Raw genomic sequence first — 12,135 nt, forward strand, 5'->3', positions numbered from 1 at the left:
CTTTAGGCCGAAGCAGCCGCCGTTGGTTCCCCCGCCTTGCCGAAGGAGAACTGGCCCGGCGACTGGATCGGGTCGGTCGTGACCTCGATCGTGTCCTTCGGCCCGAAGCTGCCGTCGAGCAGCAGCTTCGACAGCGGGTTCTCGATGCGCTGCTGGATCGCGCGCTTCAGGGGCCGCGCACCGAACACCGGGTCGAAGCCGACCTTGGCGATCTCGGCAAGCGCCGCAGGCGACACGTCGAGCCCCAGGTCCATCTTCGCCAGCCGCGCCTGCAGCACCTTGAGCTGGATCGCGGCGATCGACTCGATGTTCTTCGCGTCGAGCGCATGGAACACGACCGTCTCGTCGATGCGGTTCAGGAACTCGGGGCGGAAGTAGTTCTTCAGCTCGTCCCACACCGCTTCCTTGATCTCTTCCGAGGGCTTGCCCACCATGGCCTGGATGATGGGCGAGCCGATGTTGCTCGTCATCACGATCACGGTGTTCTTGAAGTCCACGGTGCGGCCCTGGCCGTCGGTGAGGCGGCCATCGTCGAGCACCTGCAGCAGCACGTTGAACACGTCGGGGTGGGCCTTCTCGACCTCGTCGAGCAGCACCACGCTGTAGGGCTTGCGGCGCACGGCTTCGGTGAGGTAGCCGCCCTCCTCGTAGCCCACGTAGCCCGGCGGCGCGCCGATGAGGCGGGCGACCGAATGCTTCTCCATGAACTCGCTCATGTCGATGCGGATCAGGTGGTCTTCGCTGTCGAACAGGAAGCCCGCGAGCGCCTTGCACAGCTCGGTCTTGCCCACGCCCGTGGGGCCGAGGAACAGGAACGAGCCCGTGGGGCGGTTCGGGTCGGACAGGCCCGAGCGCGAGCGGCGGATCGCATTCGCGACCGCACCGATGGCCTCGTCCTGGCCGACCACGCGCTCGTGCAGCTTGTCTTCCATCACGAGCAGCTTGTCGCGTTCGCCCTGCATCAGCTTGACGACCGGAATGCCGGTGGCACGCGCCACCACTTCGGCGATTTCTTCCGAGCCGACCTGCGTGCGCAGCAGCGTGGGCGCACTGGACTTGCCTTTGCTCGCCTCGCTGGCTTCGGCTTCCTTCAGGCGCTTCTCGAGCGCGGGCAGCTGGCCGTACTGGAGCTCGGCGACCTTGTTGAAGTCGCCCTTGCGCTTCCATTCCTCGATCTGGAACTTGATCTTGTCGACGTCTTCCCGCACCTGCGCGCTGCCCTGGGCCTGGGCCTTCTCGGCCTGCCAGATCTCGTCGTAGTCGGCGATCTCCTTCTGCAACTTCTCGATCTCGCCCTCGATCAGGCCGAGTCGCTTCTGCGAGGCCTCGTCCTTCTCGCGGCGCACGGCTTCGCGCTCGATCTGCAGCTGGATCAGGCGGCGGTCGAGGCGGTCCATGACCTCGGGCTTGGAGTCCATCTCGATCTTGATCTTGGCCGCGGCCTCGTCGATCAGGTCGATGGCCTTGTCGGGCAGGAAGCGGTCGGTGATGTAGCGGTCGGACAGCTCGGCCGCGGCCACGATGGCCGGGTCGGTGATCTGCACGCCATGGTGCACTTCGTACTTCTCCTGCAAGCCGCGCAGGATGGCGATGGTGGCCTCCACGCTCGGCTCGCCCACGATGATCTTCTGGAAGCGGCGCTCCAGCGCGGCGTCTTTCTCGATGTACTTGCGGTATTCGTCGAGCGTGGTGGCACCTACGCAATGCAGTTCGCCGCGCGCGAGCGCGGGCTTGAGCATGTTGCCCGCGTCCATCGCACCCTCGGCCTTGCCGGCGCCGACCATGGTGTGCAGCTCGTCGATGAAGACGATGGTCTGGCCTTCGTCCTTCGCGAGCTCGTTCAGTACGGTCTTCAAACGCTCCTCGAACTCGCCGCGGAACTTGGCGCCGGCCAGCAGCGCGGCCATGTCGAGCGACAACACCCTCTTGCCCTTGAGCGACTCGGGCACTTCGCCCGAGACGATGCGCTGCGCAAGGCCTTCGACGATGGCGGTCTTGCCCACGCCGGGTTCGCCAATGAGAACGGGGTTGTTCTTGGTGCGGCGCTGCAGCACCTGGATGGCGCGGCGGATTTCCTCGTCGCGTCCGATGACGGGGTCGAGCTTGCCGAGGCGCGCGCGCTCGGTGAGGTCGAGGCAGTATTTCTTGAGGGCTTCGCGCTGGCCTTCGGCATCGGCGCTGTTCACGCCCTGCCCGCCGCGCACGGCGTCGATGGCGGCTTCGAGCGACTTGCGGCTCAAGCCGTTTTCACGGGCGAGCTTGCCGACGTCGGCCTTGCTGTCGGCCAGTGCCAGCAGGAAGAGCTCGCCGGCGATGAACTGGTCGTTGCGCTTGATGGCTTCCTTCTCGGTGGCCTGCAGCAGCTTGCCGAGCTCGGGCCCGACCTGCACGATGTCGTGGCCCTGCACCTGCGGCAGCTTCTTGATGGCGGCTTCGGCTGCCTGCGTGAGGCCCGGTACGTTGACGCCGGCACGCTCCAGCAGGGCGCGCGGGCCGTCGTCCTGCCGCAGCATCGCGACCAGCAGATGGGCCGGTTCGATGTAGGCATTGTCGTTGCCCAGCGCGAGCGACTGCGCGTCGCCCAGTGCTTCCTGAAATTTGGTGGTGAGTTTGTCTTGTCGCATGGCTTGATTCCTGCATTCAAAATAGGGCCGTTCGCAGTCCCTTCAAGTGCAAATCCGCTTGCGGGGCTTTTTCCTGTTCTTTTTCCTTCGGCTGTTTTTGGAGTCCATCATGTTCTTTTCAAGGCGCAATGTCGTGTCGCGCGGGGTGCAGCTGATGCTGGCGCTCGGTTTGTCGGGCGCCGTGCTGGCCCCGGCGCAGGCGCAGAGCGGCACGCCGATCCGCCTGCTGGTGGGTTTCCCCGCCGGCGCCGGCACCGACGCCATTGCACGCACGCTCGGCGAAAAGCTCAAGGACGTGCTGGACGTGCCCGTGGTGGTCGAGAACCGCGCCGGCGCGGGCGGGCAGATCGCGGCGACGGTGCTGAAGTCTTCGCCGGCCGACGGCCACACGCTGTTCCTGTCGCACGACCACACCATCTCGATCCTGCCGCAGGTGGTGAAGAACCCGGGCTTCAACCCCGCCACCGACTTCGTGCCCGTGGCCGGCTTCGCGACCTTCGCCAACGTGCTCGCGGTTTCGGGCGGCACGCCGGCGAGGAGCATCGACGAATACGTGAAGTGGGTCCGCACGCAGAAGGGCGGCAAGGAAACCATCGGCATCCCCGCGCCGGCCTCGATCCCCGAGTTCCTGGTGAAGATGATTTCGGAGAAGTACAAGATCGACGTGCAGCCCGCGCCCTACCGCGGCAGCGCGCCCATGACGGCCGACATGCTGGGCAACCAGATCACCGCGGGCATTGCCTCGGTGCCGGACTTCATCGAGAACCACAAGGCGGGCAAGATGCGCATCGTGGCCTCCATCGGCGCCAAGCGCCAGGCGGTGATTCCGAACGTGCCGACCTTCACCGAGCTGGGCTTCGCGAACCTGGAAGACCTGCCCTACTACGGCATCTTCGCGCCGGTGGGCACGCCGCAGCCGATCATCGACAAGTACGGCGACGCGCTGCAGAAGGTGCTGGCGATGCCCGACGTGAAGCAGAAGCTGACGGCGATGGGGCTGACGGTGGGCTATGAGCCGCAGGGGCAGTTCGCGGGCCGCGTGCGCACGTACACGCAGACCTGGGAGCGGATCATCCAGGCCAGCGGGTTCAAACCCCTCTGATGTTTTGCCCCTCCCCCCTCGGGGAGAGGGGACAACACAGCAATCAGGCGTTCGGGGCGCTGATGCCCCAGCGCGCCAACGCCGCGTCGTCGGCCACGCGCGCATCGACCCAGCGGGCACCTTCGGGCGTCTGCTCTTTCTTCCAGAACGGCGCCTGGGTCTTGAGATAGTCCATCAGGAATTCGCAGGCCTCGAAGCTCTGGCCGCGATGCGCCGACACCACCGCCACCATCATGATCTGGTCCAGCGGCTGCAGCAGGCCCACACGGTGGATAACGCGCGCGCCCAGGATGTCGAAGCGCTTGTGCGCCTCGTCGATCATGGCCTCGATGGCCTTCTCGGTCATGCCCGGGTAATGCTCCAGCTCCATCGAAGCCACGCTGCTGCCGTCGTTTCGATCTCGCACGGTGCCGACAAAGCTGCAGACCGCGCCCACGCGCTTGTCGCCGGCACGCAACGCGGCGACCTCCTGTCCAAGGTCGAAATCGGCTGTCTGGATCGAAACACGCGCAACGCTCATCTCCGGATTGTGGCATCGCGATAGACTGCGGCAATGCCCTGCCTCGCCACGCCCTCCTCGGTGCTTTCGCACCCCGAGAGCCGCTGCGCGCGCCAGGGCAACAAAGCCAAAAAACCAAAGCTCGTCTGACCGGAGCCGAGGTTCCGTCGTCGGATGAGCGACGGAACCTGCAAAAAGGCTTTGGCCCCCCCGGGTTGTGCGCGCATCGGACGGTGGTTCTTTCCATCGGTCGATTCCTGAAAGGAAGCCCGCGTGCCTCGACAACAACCAAGCTCCACCACCCCTGATTTCTCCGGCTTCTGGGTGGCCCTCGTTACCCCGTTCCGCGATGGCGCGGTGGACCATGCCGCCCTCGCCGCGCTGACGCGACGGCTCGCCGACGATGGCGTGACAGGCTTCGTGCCCTGCGGCTCGACCGGCGAGGCCGCCGCGCTCGACGAAGCCGAGCAACTGGCCGTGCTCGACACCGTGCTGGCGGCGGCCGGCGGACTGCCTGTGGTCATGGGCATTTCCGGCTACCACCTGGGCAAGGCCACGGCCTGGGCGCGCCAGCTTTCGGAACGCCCGCTGGCGGGCCTGCTGGTGGCCGCACCGCACTACGTACGGCCGTCGCAGGCCGGCCTGCTCGAATGGTTCCGCGCCATCGCCGATGCCAGCACGCTGCCGGTGCTGATCTATGACATTCCCTATCGCACCGGCGTCACCATCGCCCGCGACACGCTGCTGGCGCTGGCCGAACATCCGCGTATCCGCGGCATCAAGGACTGCGGCGGCGACATGGCCAAGACGCGTGCGGTGATCGCCGACGGCCGCCTGCAGGTGCTGACGGGCGAGGACAACCAGATCTTCGGCACCATGGCCGAAGGCGGCGTGGGCGCCATCGCAGCCAGCGGGCATGTGCAGACGCGGCGCTTCGTCCGGCTGGTGCGCCTGCTGGCAGACAATCGGCTGGCCGAGGCGCGCGCCGAATGGCAAGCGCTGCAACCGCTGGTGGAAATCCTGTTTGCCGAACCGAACCCCGGTCCGGTGAAGGCGCTGCTGGCGCACGCGGGCGAAATGCGCGACGAATTGCGCTCGCCGATGACCCGCGCTTCCGACGATCTGCGCGAACGCCTCGTGGCGCTGGACGCCCGCCTCAGCCGCCCGTGACGGGCGGGAAGAAAGCGACTTCGCAGCCTTCGCCCAAGGCGGCGGCTTCGTCGCTCATCATCTGATCGAGCGCCATGCGCACCGCCTTGCCGCGTGCAAGCGCGGTGGCGTAGGCGCCGCCCCGGGCGATGAGTTCGTCGCGCAGGGCCGAAAGCGTTCTGGCTTTCGTGTCGACGGTTTCGCCGCTGCTGGAAAGGGCTTCGCGCACCGAGGCGAAATAACGGATCTGGACCTTCATGTGACTCAACCCAGTAGCGACGCGAAGGGAATGAAGTCGACGGTGTCGCCCGCCTTGATCGTCTGGCCGGCCGGGTTGTCGACCAGGCCGTCGCCCCAGACCATCGAAGTCAGCACGCCCGAACTCTGGTTGCCGAACAGGTCGAGGCCGCCGTCCGCGTTGCGCCGCGCGCGCAGGAACTCCCGGCGCTTGTCCGCACGGGGCCAGTCGAAATCGGCGCGCATCTTCACCGCTTCCGGTGCGACGCGCGTGGCGCCCTGCAGCGCCAGCAGGAAGGGCCGCACGAGCATCAGGAAAGTCAGGAAGCTCGACACCGGGTTGCCGGGCAGCCCCGTCACATGGCAGGCGCCCTGCCCGTTGCTGCGCGCGATCGAGCCGTAGGCAAAGGGCTTGCCGGGCTTCATCGACAGCGACCAGAGCTGCAACTCGCCCAGCGATTGCAGCGCCGCGCGGATGTGGTCTTCCTCGCCGACGGAGACGCCACCGGTGGTGATGATCAGGTCGCTCGTCTCCGCCGCATCGCGCAGTGCGGCGATGGTGGCTTCGCGGTTGTCGGGCACGATGCCCAGGTCGTTCACCTCGCAGCCCAGGCGATGCAGCAGGGCCCGCATGAAGAATCGGTTGGAGTTGTAGATGGCGCCGGGCTTCATCGCGTCGGGCGACACCTCGCCGGGCATCACCAGTTCGTCGCCGGTGGAAAGCATGGCCACGCGCGGCTTGCGCGCCGCCTGCAGGCGGTCGAAGCCCACGCTGGCCGCAAGGCCGAGCGCGGCGGGCGTGAGGCGATCGCCCTTCTTCAGCACGACGTCGCCGGAGGCCACGTCTTCGCCTGCACGGCGGATCCATTGGCCGGCAGCGGGAACGATGGCGATGCGCACCGAACCCAGGCTGCCTTCCTGCGGCGTGGCCGTGGTGTCTTCCTGCATCACGACGGCATCGGCGCCTTCGGGGACCTGCGCGCCCGTGAAGATGCGCGCGGCTGTGCCGGCTGCGAGCGACGTACCGACGGTGCCTGCGGGGATGCGCTGCGTCACCTTCAGTTCGGCGCCCGGCGCGGCACAGTCGGCCGCGCGCACAGCGTAGCCGTCCATCGCGCTGTTGTCGCGCGGAGGCACCGTGAGGCCGGAGACGAGGTCCTGCGCCAGCACGCGGCCATCGGCGTCGAAGGTACCGACGCTCTCGGCGGGCAGCTTCGGCAATGCCTTCGCGAGCAGGACCGCGATCGCCTCATCGAGCGGCATCAGCTGCGGGCGCGAGGAAGAAGCGGCGAAAGGAACAGGTGAGTCAGCCATGGTGATCGGCGTTGTATTCGAAGCGGTCGCCGCTGTCGATCAACCACCTCGCAATGGCCTCGGCGTCGTTGAGGTCGAACAACGGCCGCCCGGTGGGCGAAGGCAGGCTGGCTGGCACATCGGTGGCCACGGCGATGACGAAAGGATCGTCCGTGTACAGCACAGGCCGCGACGGCTCACCCGCTTCCGGCAGCCGCCAGACCTCGATCTTGAGCACGTCGCTGTGCCGGAAGCCCTCGACCAGCACCCAGTCGGCAGCCGAGTGCACCTCGGCCAGCAATTGGTGCACGCTGAGTTCGACGGGAGCCTCGAACTCGCGCATCACGGCCAGCCGCTTGTCGGAGGCGACGACCACCTCGAAGGCACCCGCCTCGCGGTGGCGGTAGGTGTCCTTGCCGGGATGGTCGATGTCGAACTTGTGGTGTGCGTGCTTGACCACCGACACGCGCTGGCCGAGCCGCTTGAGCGCCGGAATCAGGCGCTCGAGCAGCGTGGTCTTTCCAGCGCCCGAATAGCCGGCGAAACCGACGACTTTCATGCGAAGACCCGACCGCGATCAGTCACAGTTTTCGGCGATGTAGGCCTTGACGGCCTCGGCATCCGCAGGCAGCTTGACGACGCGCTTGGGCAGCGCCTCGATGCCTTCGAACTTCTTCGGCCGCGCGGGCTCCGCGCCGAGCGCCTCGACCAGCGTGGCGGCGAACTTGATCGGCAGCGCCGTTTCGAGCACCACCATCGGCACGCCGGGCACGAGCTGTTCGCGCGCGGCCTTCAGCCCGTCTGCCGTGTGCGGATCGACCAGCGTGGCAAAGCGCTTCTCGGTGTCGCGGATGGTGGCCAGGCGGTCGGCGTGCGTGCTGCGGCCGCTCTTGAAACCGAAGCGCTCGGCGGCCTGCTTGAACGCCGGATCGGCGCTCAGGTCGAAGCTGCCCTGCAGGCCCAGGTCGTCCACGAACAGCTTGCGCAGCTTGGCCGCATCGCGCCCGACCAGGTCGAACACGAAGCGCTCGAAGTTGCTGGCCTTGCTGATGTCCATCGACGGGCTCGAGGTCTCGTGCGTGTCGACGGCTGCGCGAACGCGGTAGACGCCGGTGCGGAAGAACTCGTCGAGCACGTCGTTCTCGTTGGTGGCGACCACCAACGTCTGGATGGGCAGGCCCATCGAGCGCGCCACGTGGCCTGCGCAGACATTGCCGAAGTTGCCCGAGGGCACGGTGAAGCTCACCGGCTTGTCGTTGCTCGCCGTGGCCTGGAAATAGCCTGCGAAGTAGTAGACGACCTGCGCCAGCAGCCGCGCCCAATTGATCGAGTTGACCGTGCCGATGCGGTACTTGCGCTTGAAGCCCAGGTCGTTCGACACGGCCTTGACGATGTCCTGGCAATCGTCGAACACGCCGGTGATGGCGATGTTGTGGATGTTCTCGTCCTGCAGGCTGAACATCTGCGCCTGCTGGAACGGGCTCATGCGGCCGTCGGGCGAGGTCATGAAGACGCGCACGCCCTTCTTGCCGCGCATGGCGTATTCGGCCGCGCTGCCGGTGTCGCCGCTGGTCGCGCCGAGGATGTTGAGCTCGGCGCCGCGGCGGGCGAGTTCGTACTCGAACAGGTTGCCCAGCAGCTGCATCGCCATGTCCTTGAAGGCCAGCGTGGGGCCGTTGGACAGGGCTTCGAGGTACACGCCGTCTTCGAGCTCGCGCAGCGGCACGATCTCGTCGGTGCCGAACACCTCGGCGGTGTAGGTCTTCGCGCAGATCGCCTTCAGGTCGGCCGGCGGAATATCGTCGATGTAGAGCGAGAGGATCTCGAAGGCCAGTTCGGCGTAGGGCAGCACGCGCCACTTCGCCAGCGTGGCGGCGTCGACCTGCGGATATTGCTCGGGCAGGTACAGGCCGCCGTCGGGCGCAAGGCCTTCGAGGAGGATTTCGCAGAAGCGCTTGCGGTCGGGGTGGCCGCGGGTGCTCAGGTAGTTCACTTCAACTCTTCCTTGCGGATGCGCACGATGGGTTCGAGCACGGTCGGCAGTGCTTGCAGTTCAGCCATCACGTCGTTGACGGTGCCTTCGCGCGCATCGTGCGTGAGGATGATCAGGTCGGTCTGCGTGGAACCTTCGCCGCCCACCTCATCGGCTTCGCGCTGCAGCACGGCGTCGATGCTGATGCCGGCGGTGGCCAGCAGGCCCGTGACCTTGGCGAGCACGCCGGCCTGGTCGGCCACGCGCAGGCGCAGGTAGTAGCTGGTGACGACTTCCGACATCGGCAGCACCTTCAGGTCGCTCATCGCGTCGGGATGGAAGGCCAGGTGCGGCACGCGATGCGCGGCGTCGGCAGTATGCAGGCGGGTGATGTCGACGAGGTCGGCAATCACGGCGCTGGCGGTCGGCTCGCTGCCTGCGCCCTTGCCGTAGTAGAGCGTGGTGCCCACGGCATCGCCGTGCACCACCACCGCGTTCATCGCGCCTTCGACGTTGGCCAGCAGGCGCTTGGACGGCACCAGCGACGGATGCACGCGCAGCTCGATGCCCTTGGCGGTGCGCTTGGTAACGCCCAGCAGTTTGATGCGGTAGCCCAGCTGTTCGGCGTATTTGATGTCCTGCGCGGCGAGCTTGGTGATGCCCTCGATGTGGGCCTTGTCAAACTGCACCGGAATGCCGAAGGCGATGGCGCTCATCAGCGTGACCTTGTGGCCGGCGTCAACGCCTTCGATGTCGAAGGTCGGGTCGGCTTCGGCGTAGCCCAGGCGTTGCGCTTCCTTGAGCACGGTCGCGAAGTCCAGGCCCTTGTCGCGCATCTCGGACAGGATGAAGTTCGTGGTGCCGTTGATGATGCCGGCCAGCCACTGGATGCTGTTGGCCGTGAGGCCTTCGCGCAACGCCTTGATGATCGGGATGCCGCCGGCCACCGCGGCCTCGAAGGCCACCATCACGCCCTTGGCATGCGCAGCCGCGAAAATCTCGGTGCCGTGCACGGCGAGCAGTGCCTTGTTGGCCGTCACCACGTGCTTGCCTGCCGCGATGGCTTCGAGCACGAGCTGCTTGGCAATGCCATAGCCGCCGATGAGTTCGATGACGATGTCGATGTCGGGGTTGGCGATGATGGCGCGCGCATCGCTGACCACCTGCACGCCTTCGCCGGCAACTTCGCGGGCGCGGGCGGTGTCGAGATCGGCCACCATGGTGATCTCGATGCCGCGGCCGGCGCGGCGCTTGATTTCTTCCTGGTTGCGCTGGAGCACCTTGAAAGTGCCGCTGCCGACCGTGCCTGCGCCGAGCAGGCCTACTTGGATGGGTTTCATTGGGAGAGTCGCGTTCATGGTTTCGATGGGGGTGGCGGCAGCAGCGATGCAGGCAGGCTTCATGGCCGCGTCTTGCGGCGCAGGCGGTACTGCTCCAGGAACCTCGCGATGCGGTTGATGGCCTCGCGCAAGTCGTCCTCATGGGGCAGGAACACGATGCGGAAGTGATCCGGCGTGGCCCAGTTGAAGCCGGTGCCCTGCACCAGCATCACGCGGGTTTCCTTCAGCAGCTCGAGGAAGAACTGGCGGTCGTCCTCGATCGGGTAGACCTCGGGGTCGAGCTTGGGAAACATGTAGAGCGCCGCGCTGGGCTTGACACAGCTCACGCCCGGAATGGCGGTGATCAGTTCATAAGCCATGTCGCGCTGGCGTCGCAGGCGGCCGCCCTCGCACACGAGGTCGTTGATGCTCTGGTAGCCGCCGAGCGCCGTCTGGATGGCCCATTGGCCCGGCACGTTGGCGCACAGACGCATGTTCGAGAGCATGTTCAGGCCCTCGATGTAGTCCTGCGCGCTGCGCTTGTCGCCCGACACCACGAGCCAGCCCGCGCGGTAGCCGCACGAACGGTAGCTCTTGGAGAGCGAGTTGAAGGTGAGCGTGAGCACGTCGCTCGACAAGCTCGCGATGGCGGTGTGCTTCACGCCGTCGTACAAGACCTTGTCGTAGACCTCGTCGGCGAAGATCACCAGGCCGTGTTCGCGCGCGATGGCCACGATGCTCTTGAGCAGGTCGTCGGAATACAGCGCACCGGTCGGGTTGTTCGGATTGATGACCACGATTCCCTTGGTGCGCGGCGTGATCTTGGCGCGGATGTCGTCGAGGTTCGGCATCCAGCCGTTGGCCTCGTCGCACAGGTAGTGCACCGGCGTGCCGCCCGACAGGCTCGTGGAGGCGGTCCACAGCGGGTAGTCGGGGGCCGGCAGCAGCAGTTCGTCGCCGTCGTTGAGCAGCGCGTTGGTGGACATGGCGATCAGCTCGCTGGCGCCGTTGCCGAGGTAGATGTCGTCGAGGGTAACGCCCGCAATACCCTGCTTCTGCGTCTCGTGCATCACCGCCTTGCGCGCTGCAAAGACGCCCTTGCTGTCCGAGTAACCGGCCGATGCGGGCAGGTTGCGGATCATGTCCTGCTGGATTTCCTCCGGAGCATCGAAGCCGAACACGGCGAGGTTGCCGATGTTGAGCCTGATGATCTTCTGGCCGTCCTCTTCCATCTGCTTGGCGGCGTCCATGATGGGGCCGCGGATGTCATAGAGAACGTTGGCCAGCTTGGCCGATTTCTTGAGCTGCTTCAAAGGGCCCTCCCGGGCGCGGATTAACGGTTGAAACGGGTTGCTTACTCGAAGGCAAAGGCCCTTGCGAGCCCCGTGGCACTAGGGAAAACCTATAATTTGACCACAGTTCCCAGTGCCCAGATGAAGCTCCAGCCCGACAAATCCGACGCCCAGTCCCTTACCGCGCACGGCCCCGGCTGGGTTGCAATCAACAACGAGAAAGTCGAAGGCAGCGTGGTGGTGGGCTCCCGCGGCGAGCGCTTCGAATGGAATTGTTCAAGCTTCGACCAGCTCGGCGCCGAACATTTCGCGCAGCTGGCATCCCTGGGCGCGGAACTGATCATTTTCGGCAGCGGAAACCGCATCCGCTTTCCTCAGCCCGGCTGGCTGAAGCCGCTGATGGCGCAACGCACCGGCGTGGAGACCATGGACACCGCTGCAGCCTGCCGAACCTACAACATCCTGGCCGGAGAAGGCAGGCACGTGATCGCCGCCCTGCTGGTCGAGAGCCCGTCGCGTGGCTGAGAGAGGTGTTTTCGGGGTAAAATACCGGGTTGCGAACAGGCCAGCTACCCCAAAAGTTAGCAACGACCAATCCTCCATTCCTTGAGCAAGTCCCGTCCGAAACGGGGCGAGAGGGCTCAGGAG

11 protein-coding genes are annotated in these 12,135 nt (G+C 66.2%); 3 read left to right on the top strand and 8 right to left on the bottom strand.

From position 1 onward, the window contains the following. Window positions 1–2: 2 nt before the first annotated feature. The gene (gene clpB / locus ASC92_RS23610; RefSeq protein ID WP_056520630.1) at window positions 3–2,624 is read right to left on the bottom strand and encodes an ATP-dependent chaperone ClpB; all 2,622 of its coding nucleotides are present in this window, start codon (window positions 2,622–2,624) and stop codon (window positions 3–5) included. A 109-nt stretch (window positions 2,625–2,733) separates the two neighbouring features. On the opposite strand from clpB, the gene ASC92_RS23615 reads away from it, so the two are divergent. Further along, the gene (locus tag ASC92_RS23615) at window positions 2,734–3,726 is read left to right on the top strand and encodes a Bug family tripartite tricarboxylate transporter substrate binding protein (protein WP_056520966.1); all 993 of its coding nucleotides are present in this window, start codon (window positions 2,734–2,736) and stop codon (window positions 3,724–3,726) included. Between the two features lie 43 nt (window positions 3,727–3,769). On the opposite strand, the gene ASC92_RS23620 is transcribed toward ASC92_RS23615, so the two are convergent. Next, window positions 3,770–4,246, bottom strand: coding sequence for a molybdenum cofactor biosynthesis protein MoaE (locus ASC92_RS23620; protein ID WP_056520632.1), 477 nt, complete (start codon window positions 4,244–4,246; stop codon window positions 3,770–3,772). A 252-nt stretch (window positions 4,247–4,498) separates the two neighbouring features. Between ASC92_RS23620 and dapA the strand changes: the two genes are divergently transcribed. Then, entirely contained in the window at window positions 4,499–5,395 is an 897-nt protein-coding gene (gene dapA, locus ASC92_RS23630) for a 4-hydroxy-tetrahydrodipicolinate synthase (RefSeq protein ID WP_056520637.1), read from the top strand. On the opposite strand, the gene ASC92_RS23635 is transcribed toward dapA, so the two are convergent. From ASC92_RS23635 to ASC92_RS23660, 6 genes are read right to left on the bottom strand one after another with little or no spacing between them, the layout of a single operon-like run. After that, a complete protein-coding gene (locus ASC92_RS23635; RefSeq protein WP_056520639.1) occupies window positions 5,382–5,633 on the bottom strand; it encodes a MoaD/ThiS family protein in 252 nt (83 codons plus the stop codon). The two genes, dapA and ASC92_RS23635, sit on opposite strands and share 14 nt — an antisense overlap. A 5-nt stretch (window positions 5,634–5,638) precedes the next feature. Beyond that, window positions 5,639–6,925: a gephyrin-like molybdotransferase Glp gene (glp, locus tag ASC92_RS23640; RefSeq protein WP_056520641.1), complete on the bottom strand. Its 1,287-nt coding sequence runs from the start codon at window positions 6,923–6,925 to the stop codon at window positions 5,639–5,641. After that, window positions 6,918–7,463, bottom strand: a complete 546-nt coding sequence (mobB, locus tag ASC92_RS23645) for a molybdopterin-guanine dinucleotide biosynthesis protein B (protein ID WP_056520643.1) — start codon at window positions 7,461–7,463, stop codon at window positions 6,918–6,920. Before mobB ends, glp begins: the two co-directional genes overlap by 8 nt. An 18-nt stretch (window positions 7,464–7,481) precedes the next feature. Continuing rightward, a complete protein-coding gene (gene thrC, locus ASC92_RS23650; RefSeq protein ID WP_056520645.1) occupies window positions 7,482–8,897 on the bottom strand; it encodes a threonine synthase in 1,416 nt (471 codons plus the stop codon). Further along, window positions 8,894–10,216: a homoserine dehydrogenase gene (locus ASC92_RS23655; RefSeq protein WP_056520648.1), complete on the bottom strand. Its 1,323-nt coding sequence runs from the start codon at window positions 10,214–10,216 to the stop codon at window positions 8,894–8,896. The genes thrC and ASC92_RS23655 overlap by 4 nt, the downstream gene beginning before the upstream one ends. Window positions 10,217–10,275: 59 nt before the next feature. Continuing rightward, a complete protein-coding gene (locus ASC92_RS23660; protein WP_056520650.1) occupies window positions 10,276–11,508 on the bottom strand; it encodes a pyridoxal phosphate-dependent aminotransferase in 1,233 nt (410 codons plus the stop codon). Window positions 11,509–11,628: 120 nt separating this feature from the next. On the opposite strand from ASC92_RS23660, the gene ASC92_RS23665 reads away from it, so the two are divergent. Then, entirely contained in the window at window positions 11,629–12,012 is a 384-nt protein-coding gene (locus tag ASC92_RS23665; protein WP_056520652.1) for an Mth938-like domain-containing protein, read from the top strand. Window positions 12,013–12,135 lie beyond the last annotated feature (123 nt).

The sequence above is a fragment of the Variovorax sp. Root411 genome (assembly GCF_001425205.1).
Taxonomy (GTDB): Bacteria; Pseudomonadota; Gammaproteobacteria; order Burkholderiales; family Burkholderiaceae_C; genus Variovorax.